This is a genomic window from Microbispora triticiradicis (assembly GCF_005864065.1).
Lineage (GTDB): Bacteria > Actinomycetota > Actinomycetes > Streptosporangiales > Streptosporangiaceae > Microbispora > Microbispora triticiradicis.
Map to the genome: position 1 here is coordinate 768838 of NZ_VANP01000001.1, position 14443 is coordinate 783280.

A 14443-nucleotide genomic window follows, 5' to 3' on the forward strand; every position below is an offset into this window, starting at 1 on the left:
CATCCGGACCGGGACCGGTGGGCACGCCATGGCTTCTCAGGGCGGGGCCGAGCGAGGCGAACGCGCGGCCAGTATGGCGGCGGCATGGCGTCGCCATACTGGCCCTGAACCCCTCGTCCCTACCGTTGGCGGCGTACCACAGTGGCCGGCAGGCCAGGCACGACCAGGAGGTGGGCCGTTGAACAGCCACGACGTTCAGACCGGGCCGGCGCCGTTCGACCCGCTGACGGCCCTGCGCGAGGCGGGGCATCCGGTGGACCTGCTCAACGAGCGGCAGCGGCAGGTGTTCGCCGAACTGAGCAGGCCGGAGGTCGAGCTGCTGAACTCGATCAAGACCCGCCTGGACGAGGCCGCGGGCGAGGTCGAGGGCCAGGAGCTAAAGCTCGTTTGACATCCTCCCCTTCCTGAAGGGAGGGGATTCCGACCGTCGCCGGTCGGGTCTCCTGCTTCACCGCCGGTCGCCTCGTCCGAGAGGGCTCTCGTTGAGGTCTTACACCAGCTCCACAGGCGTTTCACCTCTCCGCCAGCCCGGCGGCGAGGATGTTCCTGGCGGCGTTGACGTCCCGGTCATGGATCGCGCCGCAGGTGCACTCCCAGACCCGGACGTTCAGCGGCATCGACTTCTGCAGTGCCCCGCAGGCCGAGCACAGCTTGGAGGAGGGAAACCACCGGTCGATCACGACGAGTTCCCGCCCGTACCATCCGGCTTTGTACTCCAGCATCGACCGCAGTTGCCACCATCCGGCATCGGAGATGGCGCGGGCCAGCGAGTGGTTCTTGACCATGGCGCGGACGGTGAGGTCCTCGATCACGACCGCTTGGTTCTCGCGGACGAGCCGAGTCGACAGCTTGTGCAGGAAGTCCCGGCGCCGGTCGGCGATCCGGGCGTGGGCGCGGGCGACCTTCAGCCGGGCCCTGGCCCGGTTCGCGCTGTCCGCCGCTTTACGCGCCAGCGAGCGCTGGGCCTTGGCCAGGCGCCTGCGGCCGGCCCGCTCATGCCGGGGATTGGCGACCTTGCCGTCCTGGTCGGTCAGATCGGGGATCGGGCGGGACAGGGTCACCAGGCTGGTGATCCCCGCGTCCACCCCGACCATGTCCCCTGCGGGGGCGAGGGGGCGGATCGTCTCCTCGACCAGGAGGGACACGAACCACCGCCCGGCCGGGTCCCTGCTCACGGTCACCGTGGACGGCTCCGCCCCCTGCGGGAGCGGACGCGACCACACGATGTCCAGCGGGTCGTGCATCTTCGCCAGCGTGAGCCGGCCGTCCCGGTAGCGGAACGCCGAGCGGGTGTATTCGGCCGACGCCCGCGACTTCTTGCGCGACTTGAACACCGGATGCCTGGCCCGCTTGGCGAAGAAGTTCGCGAAGGCGGCCTGCAGGTGCCGCAGCGCCTGCTGCAACGGCACACTGGACACCTCAGCCAGGAACGCCAGCTCCTCGCTACGCTTCCAGACCGTGAGCATGGCCGAGGACTCCGCGTAGGAGACCCGGCGGCCTTCCAGGGCGTAGGCGCGGGTGCGTTCCTCCAGCGCCTTGTTGTAGACCAGGCGCACGCACCCGAACGTCCGGGCAAGCTCGCACGCCTGCTCGGGGGTCGGGTAGAAGCGGTACCGGTAGGCCCGCTTCACCGTCTGCGCCATGCCGCACATCATGCCACCCGCCCGGCCGAGAATCGCATGTTTGTTCGCATGGAACTCCAACTGGCAGTGAACCGCCGACCCCTGCCCCGCTTCGCGGCGAGCCCGATTCCTCCCCCGCCCGAAGGCGGGGGTTGCCACGGAGGATCTTGATGACCGCCGGGGCGGCCCGCCCTGCGCGCCGGAACGTCGTGGTCGTCTTCATCGACCTGGTGGGCTCGACGGAGCTGGCCGAACGGCTCGATCCCGAGCTTCTCCGGGACGTCCTCGACCGCTACTACCAGGCGTGCACCTCCGGGATCAGCGAGCACGGCGGCGTGGTGGAGAAGTACATCGGGGACGCGATCATGGCGGTCTTCGGCATCCCCGCCGGCCGTGAGGACGACGCGCTCCGGGCGGTCCGCGCCGCCCACGCCGCGCTGCAGGGGGTGCGGGAGCTGAGCGACGGCCTCGCTCCCACGCACGGCATCCGGCTCGACGTGCACTGCGGCGTCAGCGCCGGGGAGGCGGTGGTCATCCCCACCCCGGGAGCGGACCTGCGCGTCATCGGCGACACCGTCAACACGGCCGCCCGCCTGCAGTCCGCCGCGGGCATCGGCGAGATCCTCGTCGGGGACGAGGTCGCGCGCCTGGTCCGCGCCCAGGCGCGGCTGGAGCCCGTGCCGCCGCTCACCCTGAAGGGCAAGAGCAACCCCGTGCGGGCCTGGCGGGTGACCTCGGTGGAGCCGGACGCCGGGGACGACGACGACCAGGTCCCGCTCATCGGCCGCGCCGCGGAGACCGCGCGGCTCCGCACGGCGTACCGGGAGGCGGTGCGGGACCACCGGTGCCGGGTGGTGACCGTGTTCGGCGTGCCGGGCATCGGCAAGTCCCGGCTCGTACGCGACTTCGTCCACGAACTGCCCGCCGAGGTCACCGTGCTCACCGGGAGGTGCCGCTCGTACGGCGCCGGAATCACCTATCGCCCCATCGCGGAGATGATCGAGTCCCTCGGCGACGACTGGCCGGACACGCTGGAGGCGGCGAGCGGCGCCGCCCTTCGCGGCCTGGTGACCGCGCACGCCGCACGCCCGCCGCGTACGGGAGAGGACGCGGGCGTCGAGGAGATCGCACGGGCGGTGTGCGCGTTGTTCGAGGCGCTGGCCCGGCGCGAGCCGCTGGTGGTGGTCTGGGAGGACCTCCACTGGGCCGAGCCGACCCTCCTCGACCTGATCGACGACCTCACGACGTGGCTGGTCGACGTGCCGGTCCTGGTCGTACGGGTGGCCCGCCCCGAGCTGCTGGAGGCGCGGCCCTCCTGGGGGATCGACGTCGGCCGCGCCGTCGCGTTCGAGCTCGGCGCGCTGGACATGGCGCAGATGGAGCGGCTGGTCGCCGGGCTCGCCGAGCTCCGGTCGCCGGAGGGCGAGGTGGTCGCCCACGCCGTGGCCACCGGCCCGGCCCTGTTCCGGCGGGTCGCGGAGAGCTCCGACGGCAACCCGCTGTTCGCCGAACTGCTGCTGGAGACGCTGGCCGAGGAGGGGGAGGACGCCCCGCTGCCGCGCACCATCCAGGCGCTGCTCGGCGCGCGGCTCGACCTGCTCGACGACGGGGAGCGCGACGTGCTCGAACGGGCCGCGACGATCGGCCACGTCTTCACCCTCGACCAGCTCGGCGTCCTCTGCGCGGCGCAGCCGGAGACCCGGTTCGACGTCGACGAGACGGTCGGGCTCCTGATCCGCAGGCGCCTGGTCCGGCGCGGGGAGGCGGCGGGGTCGTTCCACTTCACCCAGACGCTGACCCGCGACACGGTCTACGCCATGACCCGCAAGGACCTGCGGGCCACATGGCATCTGGCCCTCGCCGACCGGATCTCCGGGCGCTCGGGGCGGGCTGAGGCCGCCGTCTCGTCCTCGTCCGGGGAGGAGTCGTCGCACGGCGACCTGACCCACCATCTGGAGACCGCCTGCCTGCTCAAGCGCGAGGTGCGGCCGGACGACCCGCTGCTGCCGGCGCTGACCGAGCGGGCCGCCCGCGCCCTCGTCGGCGAGGGCACCCGGGCCCTGCACCGCAAGGACCTGCCCGCGGCCATCGCCCTGCTGGAGCGGGGGCGCGACCTGCTGCCGGCCGGGCACCCCGAGCACCGGCCGCTCGCCGTACGCATCTGCGACGCCGGCCTGGCCCGGGGCGAGGCCGACCGGCCGTACGCCGCGCTGGACATGGCCGAGCGGATGCTGCCGGGCGACCCGCGCACCCGGCTCACGTGCGCGGTCCAGCGCGAGACGCTGGCGGTGCGCTTCGGCACCCGGCCAGCCTCGGCCAAGCCGTTCCGGGACCTGCTGGCCGCCGACCCAGGCGACGATCTCGGCTGGTGCCGGTTCCACCACCTGGAGGCGCTGCTGCGCATCGGCGAGGGCCGCTTCGGGGCGGCCGAGGCCGCGCTGCGCGAGGCTCTGGACCGGGCCCGCTCCCTCGGCGACAGATACGAGGAGAGCCGCCTGCTCAGCGGGTTGTGCGAGCTGGCGCAGTGGTCCCCCACCCCGCTGGCGGAGGGGCTTTCCCTGTGCGCCGGTCTGTCGGCCAGGTTCTGCGCCGACCGGGCGATGCTCCTGCCCGTCCTGGTCACCGAGGCGCGCCTGCTCGCGCTGGCCGGTGACGTCGCCGAGGCGTGGGCCGTCCTCCACGCCGCCGACCGGCACGCCCGGGACCTCCACCTCGACCTGGCCGCGGCCGCGGTCCTCCAGGTGCGCGGGCTGGTGGAGTCGCTCGTCGGGCGGCACGCCGAGGCCGAGGCGCTGTTCCGCCGGGCGGCGGCCGACCTCCACCGGGTGGGCCAGTCCGAGCCGGCCAGGACGCTGGAGCTGTACGCGGCGCGCGAGCTGCTGCGGCTGGGCCGTCACGCCGAGGCCGCGGGAGAGCTGGCGCGGCTCCGCGCGACGGGCACGCGACTGCAGGCCCGCGGTGAGCTGACCCTTCTCGCGCTGAGCGCCTGGGTCGCGTCCCTCGACGGCGACCACGGCGCGGCGGGCGCTCTCGCCGCCCGCGCGGAGGAGCTGCTCGCCCGGACCGACGACCCCTGCCTGCGCGGGGACGTGCTGGCCGACCTGGCGAAGGTCCACCACGCGGCCGGGCGCACCGGCCCGGCGGCCGAGGCCGCGGCCCGCGCGCTGCGGGGGTACGCGGCCAAGGGCGCGGAGCTGCCCGCCCGGCGGGTACGCCGGTGGATCGAGGAGGAGAGGCTACCGTGACACAGCCCCCCTGGCGCCGCGAGCGGCGTGAGCAGTTCCCGGGCGTGCCGGCCTGGAGCCTGGCGACCTCACGGCTGGCGCCGGAGGAGTTCGGCGTGAGCCGCCTGGAGGAGGTCACCAGGGAATGGGCGTGGGGCGACGACGGCACGGGGCCCGCCGACGGGGCGGGGGTGCGCGTCTGCGTGCTCGACACCGGGGTGGACGCCTCCCACCCGCGGGTCGGCCACCTGGACCGTTCGCTGGTGGTCGCCGACGACGGCGGGGACCTCACGGTCGTCGACTGCGACCCGGCCGACCCGGTGGGGCACGGCACCGCGTGCGCCGGTGTGATCCGCTCGATCGCCCCGGCCGTCTCGCTGACCTCGGTGCGGGTGCTGACCGACGGCCGGTCCGGCAGCGGCGCCGCCCTCCTCGCCGGTCTGCGCTGGGCCGTCGAGGAGGGGTTCGACCTCGTCAACCTCAGCCTGTCCACCACCAGGAGCCAGTTCCTGCCCGAGCTGCACGAGCTGGCCGACCGCGCGTACTTCCGGCGCTGCCTGCTCGTGGCCGCGGCGCACAACATGCCGGTGGTCAGCTTCCCCTGGACGTTCTCCTCGGTCATCTCCGTGGCCAGCCACGACGAGCCCGACCCGATGACCTACTACTACAACCCCGCGCCGCCGGCCGAGTTCTACGCGAGGGGCGTCCGGGTGCGGGTGGCCTGGCGTGGCGGCAGGGAGATCCGCAGCACCGGGAACAGCTTCGCCGCGCCGCACATCACCGGGATGTGCGCGCTCGCCCTGAGCAGGCACCGGTGGATGACCCCCTTCCAGCTCAAGTCCGTGCTCTACCTGGCCGCCAGCAACGTCGTCGTATCCAAGGGAGACGCGCATGTCCGTGCCTGAACGGCGCTCCGAGAGCGAAATCACCGAGCGCAGGCTGCTGCAGTCGACCGTCGAGGTCGCCCGGCACGTGTTCGCCTCCGCCGCGGCGTCGGTCTTCCTGGTGGACCAGGAGACCGGCGAGCTGGTCTTCGAGGCCGTGTCGGGCGAGGGGGAGAAGCACCTCGTCGGCACGCGCTTCCCGTCCGGCACGGGCATCGCGGGCTGGGTCGCGGCGAGCGGCCAGCCCATGATCGCCGACGAGGTGACCGCCGTGCCGCAGTTCGCCCACGACGCCGCCGAGTCCACGGGATACGTCCCGCACAGCATCATGGCGGCGCCGGTCATCCGGGAGGAGAGCTGCATCGGCGTTCTGGAGGTGCTCGACAGGTCCTCCGACTGGCGGGGCGAGCTCGCCGACGTGGACCTCCTCGCGATGCTCGCCGCCCAGGCCGCGTACGGCCTGGAGCTGCTGCTGCGGCTGCGGCGGTCGGAGGCGGCGCTCCCGGCCGCGGCCGGCGGGGACGACGTCCACCTCCTGCTGCAGCGGATCTCCGACCGGGTGCCCAGGGGCGCCGGGGCCGCCGACCCCACCGCCCTGAAGCTCCTCGCCGTCGCCGAGGAACTGCTGCACTAGTGCTGCTCCCCTGGCATGGCTTGGCCGAGTCTGGTGGCGTCGGGGAGATTGCCGACCTGGTCAACAGCGGTATGAGCCGGGCGAAAGCCGTGACTGCCAGGGGGGACGCCGCTCATGGAGATGCCCGTTGTCAACCGTTGCGAGGCCACCTCGTGCGCGTACAACCGTGACCGCAGGTGCCACGCGACCGCCATCACGGTCGGCGACCTGTCCCACGCGCACTGCGACACCTTCTTCACCACCGGGGGGCCGGGCGGTGACCAGCAGACCGTGGGCCGCGTGGGCGCGTGCAAGATGTTCGACTGCCGGCACAACGTGGCGCTGGAGTGCCAGGCGCCCGGAATCGACATCGGTCCCGTGCAGGACGAGGCCGACTGCATGACGTACGCGCCCGCCTGAGCCGCCCGCCGCGAGGCGGCCGGTGCTCAGGCGGACGCCGCTCAGGCGGGCGGTGCGTACCGGGCGATCGGGTTGACCAGGTCGCCGGCCGTCTGGAGCGCGGCCGACGGGTCGGCGAGGTCCACCATCTGCCGGTTGTCGCGCAGTTGCAGGCGGTTGAGGCACGAGAGCGCGAACGTCTCCGCGAACAGGTCGTGGCGCCGGAACCGCTCGGCGAGATGGGGCGCCGACCGGCGGTAGTCCGCCGCGCACTCGGCGACCGTCCGCCAGAACGCCTCCTCGCCGAGCACGCCGCCCGTGGCCAGGATCGCGTTGAGAAAGCGCAGGAAGCAGTCGAACACGTCGGTGAAGATCGACAGTAGGCGCATGTCCTCGGGCACCTCGGCGCGGATCCGCCGCACGCCGGGCGGCAGGTCCGTGTCCGGGTCCATCACCACGATCTCCTCGGCGATGTCCTTGAAGATCACCCGCTCCACCGCGCCGCCGTCGAGCACCAGGATCACGTTCTCGCCGTGCGGCATGAACGCGAGGCCGTACGCGTAGAAGGCGTGCAGCAGCGGGGTGAGATAGGCGTCGAGGTAGCGCCGCAGCCACACCTCGGGCGGCAGGCCCGACTGCTCGATCAGCGCCGCCACGAACGACCGGCCCGCCTCGTCGACGTGCAGGAGGGAGGCCATGGTGGCCAGGCGCCTGCCCGGCTCCAGGCCCGCCACCGGGCTCTCCCGCCAGAGCGCCGCGAGCATCTTCCGGTACGGCGAATGGGGACGGGTGGCCGACTCGTACAGGCGGTCGCGGTAGCCGGCGGCGGCCCGTTCGCGGATGATCGTCAGGCGGGTCGCGCGGAAGACCTCGTCGTCCCGCAGCAGGCCGGCGAGCCAGTCGTTGATCGCCGGGGTGGCCTCCATGTACGCCGCGGACAGGCCGCGCATGAAGCCCATGTTGAGCACCGACAACGCGGTCTTCACGTAGTGCTTCGACGGCGCGCCGGCGTTGAAGAACGTGCGCACCGACTGCTGGGGGAGGTAGTCGTCGTCGCCGGGGCCCAGGCAGACCAGGCGCCGTGTGGCGACCGCCGCGGCGAAGGTGACCGACAGCTTGTTCCACCACTGCCACGGGTGCACCGGAAGGAGCAGATAGTCGGTCATGTCGAGGCCGAGGCCGGTGAGCGTGCCCGCGAAGCGGGCGAGGGTCTCCTCGCCGAGTTCGCCGCGCGTCAGCCGCTCGTAGTCGATGTCGCCGGAGCAGGAGAACACGCAGTGGTCCCGGTGGGCGGCCAGCCAGATCAGGCGTACGGGGGCGGCGGCCTCGGGGGCGTACCGGTGGTGGTCGTCGATCCCGTAGCCGATCCGGCCGCTGTTGGCCACGAAGCACGGATGTCCCTCGGTCATCGCGGCCTCGATCTCCTGGAAGCCGGCCTTCGCCAGTTCGTCCGCGCCGGCCGTACGCCTGGTCAGCTTGTACGCGAGGCTCGCCAGCGTGGAGGAGATCTCCTCCAGGTAGACGGGGAGGATCTCGTCGGTCAGCCCGAGGGAGCCGCGCATCTCCACGACGAGATCCAGTGCGTCGAGAGGCAGGGCCTCGCCCGTCGTGCGGTGCCGGGTGATCTCGCCGATGTGCCAGTGGTCGAGCGACATCACCGTGGCGGTGAAGCGGTATTCCACGGTGCCGTCGTCGGACCGTACGGCGTACCGGCCGTCGCCGAGCGGGCGCGGGACGAGCAGCCGCTCGTGGGCGAACTCGGCGAGCGCCTTGCGGACCAGCCGCCGGTTGGCCTTCTCCCAGGTCGCCGGGGTGAGGTGGGCGACCGCCGCGACAGGATCGCCGGCAGGATCTCCGGCGAGGCTCCCGGCGGATTTCTCGGCAGAGTGCTCGGCGGCGTCTCCGGTGGGGGTTCCGGCCGGATCGGCGGCGCGGTCTCCGGGGCCGGTCACCGGTACGTCCCCTCCCCCCGCACACCGGCCGCGACGGTGGCGGCGTGGAATCGCTCGCGCGTGCACACGCTCAGCAGGGCCTCCTTCTCCGGTTTGGCGATCACGCCGACGACCTCGAAGCCGACGGCCGCGTTCAGCGCGTGGACGGCGGTGTTGCGCACGTCGGGCTCGACGACCACCCGCCGCACCGCCGGGTCGGCGAACAGCATCTCCAGCACGGTGGTGATCACGGCGCGGGAGAAGCCGTGGACCGGGGCGCCGGTGGGCGCGCAGAGGAAGTGCATGCCCACGTCGCCGTCCCGCGCGTCGTACCGGCCCGCCAGCTCGACCCGGGCGGGGTCGTACCGCTCGGCCAGGAAGGCCGGACGCCCGTCCACCAGCCCGAGGTAGGCGTCGCGGTGCGGGTGCGCCACGATCCGGCGGTACTCCTCGGCGACGTCGGCGACGTCGGCGTCCCCCATCATCCAGAACACGGCCTTGGGGTGGGTCACCCAGGCGTGCACGATCTCGGCGTCGGCGTCGGGGTCGAGCCGGCGCAGGGCCAGTTCGCCGACCCCTTCGTGGACGCCGCGGAAGACGATCCCGCTCACGCGACCACCCCCTCGGGGGCGCCGAACTCCTGGAAGGCGATCGCCTTCTCGATGGGGTAGTGCTCGCGGCCGAGGATCTGGGCGATGATCCACGAGTTGCGGTACGGGCCCATGCCCAGGTCGGGAGAGGTGACGCTGTGCGCGTGGGTCGCGCCGTTCTGCACGAAGATCCCCCGGCCGGTGACGTCGACGCTGTAGTTCCTGGCCACGTCGAACCGGCCGCGCCGGTCCCACCGGATGCGGTCCCGTACGGGATCGAGGAAGGCGGGCGGCTCGTAGCGGTAGCCGGTGGCCAGCACGAGGCCCTGCGTGACGAGCGTGAAGTCGCGCTCCTGCTCCAGGTGGCGCAGGCCGAGCGTGTACTCGCCCCGGGCCGCGTCGTAGCCCGCCTCGCGCAGTTCGGTGCAGGTCAGCAGTCGCGCCGGGACCGGCCCGCCGACGGTCTTGGTGTACAGCAGGTCGTAGATCTCGTTGATCAGCGCCGCGTCGATGCCCTTGTGCAGGCACTTCTGCTCGGCTTCGAGGCGGTAGCGGGTGTCCTCGGGCAGCGCGTGGAAGTAGTCCACGTAGTCCGGGGAAGTCATCTCCAGGGTCAGCTTGGTGTACTCCAGCGGGAAGAACCGCGGCGACCTCGTGACCCAGTTCAACCGGTAGCCGTGGGTGTCGATGCCGGCCAGCAGGTCGCGGTAGATCTCGGCGGCGCTCTGCCCGCTGCCGACGACCGTGATGCTCTCCTTGGCCAGCAGGTCCTCCTTGCGGGCGAGGTAGTCGCTGTTGTGGACGACGCCGCCGCCGAGGCCGCGACAGGGCTCGGGCACGTACGGCGGGGTGCCGGTGCCGAGCACGAGGTGCGGGGCGCGGTGCTCGGTCCGCTCGCCGGTGTCCGTCAGCGCGTGGACGACGTAGCACCCGTCCGCCTCGTCGTACGTCACGGAGGTCACCCGGTGGCCGAAGCGGACGCTCCGCAGCCGACCGGCGGCCCACCTGCAGTACGCGTCGTACTCCGCGCGGAGCTGGTAGAAGTTCTCCCGGATGTAGAAGGGGTAGAGCCTGCCGGTCTCCTTGAGGTAGTTCAGGAAGGAGTACGGCGAGGTCGGGTCGGCCAGCGTGACGAGGTCGGCGATGAACGGCGTCTGCAGCGTGACCGAGTCGAGCATCATCCCCGGATGCCAGGCGAAGCCGGGCCTCGCCTCCAGGAACAGCCCGTCGAGCCCGGCGACCGGCTCGGCCAGGCAGGCGAGGCCCAGGTTGAACGGCCCCAGCCCGATGGCGACGAAATCATGGGCGGACATGCGTTTCTCCCTGGTGGTCAGCTACTGGACGGGGCGGCGAGCGGCACGAGGTCGTCCACGTGGCGCTGGGCGTGACCGGCGAGGAGATCGAGGACGTACGCGACGTCGTCCCGCGTGGTCTCCGGGTTGAGCAGGGTGAACTTCAGGTAGTGGCGGCCGTCGACGGTCGTCCCCGCGACGACGGCCTCGCCGGAGGCGGCCAGCGCCTCCCGGGCGTACAGGTTGGCGTCGTCGGCCAGTTCGCGGCCCGGGCCCTCCGGCGGCAGGTAGCGGAAGACCAGTGTGCTGAGCGGCGACCGCGTGACGACCTCGAAGCGCGGGTCCGCGGCGACCATGTCGTATGCCTCGCCCGCGAGGTCCACCACCTGGTCGAACAGCTCGCCGACCGCGTCCGCGCCCATCACGCGCAGGGTCAGCCAGAGCTTCAGCGCGTCGAAGCGGCGGGTGGTCTGCAGGCTCTTGTCCACCTGGTTGGGGATCCCCCGCTCGGCCATCCGCAGCGGGTTGAGGTAGTCGGCGTGGTGGGCCGCGTGCCGCAGCACCGCGCCGTCCCGCACCAGCAGCGCGCTCGAGCTGACCGGCTGGAAGAAGGACTTGTGGAAGTCGACCGTGACCGAGTCGGCCCGCTCGATCCCGTCGAGCAGGTGCCGCCGTCTGCGGGAGACCAGCAGCCCGCAGCCGTACGCCGCGTCCACGTGCAGCCACACCCCGGCCGCCGCGCACAGCCGGGAGATCTCCGGCAGCGGGTCGATCGAGCCGAAGTCGGTGGTGCCCGCGGTGGCGGCGACGGCCATGACCGTCAGCCCGGCGCGGCGGCAGCGGTCGAGTTCGCGGGCGAGCCCGCCGGGCCGCATGCGCCGCTCCGCGTCGGTCTCCACGGCGACGACCGCCTCCGGCCCGAGGCCCAGCAGGGTCGCCGCCTTGCGCACGCTGAAGTGACCCGCCTCCGACGTGATCACCCGCAGCCGGGACAGCGGCACCCCGGCGGCGCGGGCCTCCTCGCGGGCGAGGAACAGCGCCTGGAGGTTCGACTGGGTGCCGCCGCTGGTGAAGACGCCGTCGGCGGCCGGGCCGAAGCCGATGCGGCCGGCCGTCCACTCCACCAGGCGGCGCTCGATGAGCGTGCCTCCCGCGCTCTGGTCCCAGGTGTCGAGCGAGGAGTTGACCGCCGACAGGACCACCTCGCCCAGCAGCGCGGGGAGCACCACCGGGCAGTTGAGGTGGGCGAGATAGCGGGGGTGGTGGAAGTAGACGGCGTCGCGCAGATAGACCCGTTCGAGCTCGTCGAGCGCGGCGGCGTGGTCGTGCAACGGCCGTTCGAGGTCGATCGCGGCGATCTCCGGCGCGAGCCGCGCCGGGGCGACGCCGCTGAACGGCCGTTCGGTCCGGCCGACCCGGCCGGCCACGCGGGTGGTCCCGGCGGCCATCGCGCTCCGGTATCCCTCCACGGTGTGGTCGTTGAGCAGATACGACCGCGCGTCTCCGGCGCGGGGATGGGTCATGGTCATCCTTAGTTAGTTAGGCTAGGCAAACCTAAGTCGGTGGAGCGCAGACGGGGGCCCGGGTGATTTCCGGTGAGGTACGGGTCAGCCGAGCTTCTTGGCGTTCCGGATCGCCGTCGCCAGGTTCTCCAGGATCGGCGCGGCGCCCGCGTACGAGAAGCGCGGCACCGGGTCCCAGGCGGCGACCTGGCCGGCCTTGACCGCCGGAAGCTTGGGCCAGGCGGGCTTGGCCTCAAGGTCCTTGGGCTGCAGCGCGGTGGGCCGGTTGTCGAGCAGGATCAGGTCGGCGTCGTACTTGCCGGCGTTCTCCCAGCTGAGGTTCTCGTAGTAGCCGCCGTCGCCGGGCTTCTCGGGCTGGACGACCTCGACCCCCAGCTCGGCGAAGTACATGAGGTCGGTGTTGACCTTCGGATTGGAGACGTACAGCACGTCGGGGCTGCCCGAGGCGGCCATCACCTTGATCCCGGGGTTCTCGGCGACCGCCTTGCGCACGCTGTCGGCCGCGGCCTCGAACCTCGCCTTGGCCTGGGCGATGCCGGGGGCCTTCAGGTCGGCGCCGAGGGTCTCGGCGAGGGCGGCGTAACGCTCGATCGTCTCGGTCATCGGCACCCGGGCGGCGCTGACGGCGACCGTGGGGGCGAGCTTGACGATCTTGTCCTTGCTCTCGTCCGGCACGTACCACAGCGCGCCGGGGTCGTACATGTGGGTGACGAGCAGGTCGGGGCGCAGCGCCGCGTACTTCTCGATGTTGAACTCGCCCCAGACGTTGCCGAGGATCGTCACCTTGTCCACGTCCAGGTCGCCCGCCTGCGGCTCCGGCGAGCCGTCGGCGCGCTTGGTCTCGCCGAACACGCCGACCAGCTTGTCCTGCAACCCGTAGTCGGCGAGGGCCGCCGCCGTGCCGGTGAACGCCACCACCCGCGCCGGGACCCCCGCCGCCGTGACCGTCTCCTTCCTGTCGTCGGTGAAGGACCACGCCCCGGCGCTCTCACCGGCGGCGGCACCCTGGCTCACACCGGCACTCTGACCTGCGGAGGAGGGGGCGGAACCGCCCGATCCGCAGGCTGCCAGCGCCAGCGTGAGAGCGGCGGCTCCGCCCGCGGCGAAGAGCCCGCGACGGGACATGGTGGTGTTCAGGTTTCGCACGGTTCGTCTTTCTCTCGCACAGTCATCCCCTTGGGACAGATCGATTGTTAGGTTACCCTTACCTAAGTTCTTGTCCAGAGGGGCGATCGGAATTCGTCCCCCGCCCCGATGGAGCCGGCCGTGGTCGTCACCGAGTCCTCGCAGATCAGCGGGCCCGCGCGGGTGCCGCGAAAACATCCGGCGAGAGCCCGTCCGGTGGCCGCGTTGCTCGGCACAGTGGTCGGGCCGGTGCTCGCCCTGCTCGCCGTCCTCGTGCTGAGCCTCGGGCTCGGCGCCCGGCCGATGTCCCCGGCCGAGGTCTGGCAGGGGCTCGTGGACACCGGATCCGGCGCGTACACGGTGGTGCACGAGATGCGGCTGCCCCGCACCCTGCTCGGGCTGCTCGCGGGCGCGGCGCTGGGCGTGGCGGGCGGGGTCATGCAGGCGCTGACCCGCAACCCGCTCGCCGACCCCGGCCTGCTGGGCATCAACGCGGGGGCCTCCGCCGCGGTGGCGACGGCCGCCGGACTGCTGGGCGTCGCGACGTTCCAGGGCTACGTCTGGTTCGCGCTGGCCGGCGCGGCGGCCGTGTCCGTGCTCGTGTACGGCGTGGGCGGCGGGCGGGCGGCCACCCCGGCGCGGCTGGCGCTCGCGGGAGCCGCGATCAACGCCGCGCTCTACTCGTACGTGAACGGGACGATGCTGCTCGACGCGGCCTCGCTGGAGACGATGCGCTTCTGGACGGTCGGCTCGCTGGCGGGCGCGCAGAGCGGGACGGTGGCCATGGTCGCGCCGTTCGTCGCGGCGGGGCTGCTGCTGGCCCTGGCCCTGGCCCGGCCGCTCAACGCGCTCGCCCTCGGCGACGACTCCGCCCGGTCGCTCGGCGCGCGTCCCGCCGTGATCCGTACGGCCGCCATCGTGGCCGTGACGCTGCTCTGCGGGGCGGCGACGGCGGCCTGCGGGCCGATCGTCTTCGTCGGGCTCATGGTGCCTCACCTCGTGAAGACGCTGACCGGCCCCGACCTGCGCCGGCTGCTCCCCTGCTGCGCGGTGCTCGCGCCCGCGCTGCTGCTCGGCGCGGACGTGCTCGGGCGCATCGTGGCCCGGCCCGGCGAGTTGCAGGCGGGCATCGTCACGGCGGTGCTCGGCGGCCCGCTGTTCCTGTACTTCGTGCGAAGGAAGGTGCGGGCGTGAGGCCGGGATCCGCGCGCGGGCGGGCGGCGTGGGAGAGGTGCGGCCG

Annotated in this window: 11 protein-coding genes and 1 pseudogene; 6 read left to right on the forward strand and 6 right to left on the reverse strand. The window is 72.8% G+C overall.

Annotated elements, in window-relative coordinates:
• Positions 1–178: 178 nt before the first annotated feature.
• Positions 179–391, forward strand: coding sequence for an aroma-sacti cluster domain-containing protein (locus tag FED44_RS03740; protein ID WP_111697459.1), 213 nt, complete (start codon positions 179–181; stop codon positions 389–391).
• Positions 392–425: 34 nt separating this feature from the next.
• Here FED44_RS03740 and FED44_RS03745 read toward each other — a convergent pair.
• Positions 426–1643 (reverse strand): annotated as a pseudogene (locus FED44_RS03745) (RNA-guided endonuclease InsQ/TnpB family protein); the annotation flags it as partial.
• Positions 1644–1792: 149 nt separating this feature from the next.
• On the opposite strand from FED44_RS03745, the gene FED44_RS03750 reads away from it, so the two are divergent.
• The 4 genes from FED44_RS03750 (at position 1793) to FED44_RS03765 (ending at position 6763) form a co-directional block, all read left to right on the forward strand.
• On the forward strand, positions 1793–4867 hold the full coding sequence (locus tag FED44_RS03750; protein ID WP_138459742.1) for an AAA family ATPase: 3075 nt from the start codon (positions 1793–1795) through the stop codon (positions 4865–4867).
• Positions 4864–5751 (forward strand): S8 family peptidase, encoded by an 888-nt coding sequence (locus FED44_RS03755; protein WP_111697457.1) that lies wholly within the window; start codon positions 4864–4866, stop codon positions 5749–5751. The genes FED44_RS03750 and FED44_RS03755 overlap by 4 nt, the downstream gene beginning before the upstream one ends.
• Complete coding sequence (locus FED44_RS03760; RefSeq protein ID WP_138459743.1) at positions 5738–6364, forward strand: GAF domain-containing protein; 627 nt, start codon at positions 5738–5740, stop codon at positions 6362–6364. Before FED44_RS03755 ends, FED44_RS03760 begins: the two co-directional genes overlap by 14 nt.
• 114 nt (positions 6365–6478) lie before the next feature.
• A complete protein-coding gene (locus tag FED44_RS03765; RefSeq protein WP_111697455.1) occupies positions 6479–6763 on the forward strand; it encodes a DUF1540 domain-containing protein in 285 nt (94 codons plus the stop codon).
• A 41-nt stretch (positions 6764–6804) separates the two neighbouring features.
• Here FED44_RS03765 and FED44_RS03770 read toward each other — a convergent pair whose 3' ends face one another.
• The 5 genes from FED44_RS03770 to FED44_RS03790 all read right to left on the reverse strand — a co-directional run bounded on the left by FED44_RS03770 (position 6805) and on the right by FED44_RS03790 (position 13092).
• Positions 6805–8694, reverse strand: coding sequence for an IucA/IucC family protein (locus FED44_RS03770; RefSeq protein ID WP_138459744.1), 1890 nt, complete (start codon positions 8692–8694; stop codon positions 6805–6807).
• Complete coding sequence (locus tag FED44_RS03775) at positions 8691–9284, reverse strand: GNAT family N-acetyltransferase (RefSeq protein WP_111697453.1); 594 nt, start codon at positions 9282–9284, stop codon at positions 8691–8693. Before FED44_RS03775 ends, FED44_RS03770 begins: the two co-directional genes overlap by 4 nt.
• Entirely contained in the window at positions 9281–10576 is a 1296-nt protein-coding gene (locus FED44_RS03780) for a lysine N(6)-hydroxylase/L-ornithine N(5)-oxygenase family protein (protein ID WP_111697452.1), read from the reverse strand. Before FED44_RS03780 ends, FED44_RS03775 begins: the two co-directional genes overlap by 4 nt.
• Before the next feature lie 17 nt (positions 10577–10593).
• The gene (locus FED44_RS03785; protein ID WP_208758811.1) at positions 10594–12078 is read right to left on the reverse strand and encodes a pyridoxal phosphate-dependent decarboxylase family protein; all 1485 of its coding nucleotides are present in this window, start codon (positions 12076–12078) and stop codon (positions 10594–10596) included.
• Between the two features lie 84 nt (positions 12079–12162).
• Positions 12163–13092: an ABC transporter substrate-binding protein gene (locus tag FED44_RS03790; protein ID WP_244301687.1), complete on the reverse strand. Its 930-nt coding sequence runs from the start codon at positions 13090–13092 to the stop codon at positions 12163–12165.
• Positions 13093–13344: 252 nt separating this feature from the next.
• Between FED44_RS03790 and FED44_RS03795 the strand changes: the two genes are divergently transcribed.
• Positions 13345–14397: a FecCD family ABC transporter permease gene (locus tag FED44_RS03795; RefSeq protein WP_244301688.1), complete on the forward strand. Its 1053-nt coding sequence runs from the start codon at positions 13345–13347 to the stop codon at positions 14395–14397.
• The last annotated feature ends 46 nt before the right edge of the window (positions 14398–14443 follow it).

Coding starts and splice junctions, on each gene's coding strand:
- FED44_RS03760 (WP_138459743.1), top strand. CDS start 5,738: ATGTCCGTGCCTGAACGGCGCTCCGAGAGCGAAATCACCGAGCGCAGG.
- FED44_RS03765 (WP_111697455.1), top strand. CDS start 6,479: ATGGAGATGCCCGTTGTCAACCGTTGCGAGGCCACCTCGTGCGCGTAC.
- FED44_RS03785 (WP_208758811.1), bottom strand. CDS start 12,078: ATGACCCATCCCCGCGCCGGAGACGCGCGGTCGTATCTGCTCAACGAC.
- FED44_RS03780 (WP_111697452.1), bottom strand. CDS start 10,576: ATGTCCGCCCATGATTTCGTCGCCATCGGGCTGGGGCCGTTCAACCTG.
- FED44_RS03750 (WP_138459742.1), top strand. CDS start 1,793: ATGACCGCCGGGGCGGCCCGCCCTGCGCGCCGGAACGTCGTGGTCGTC.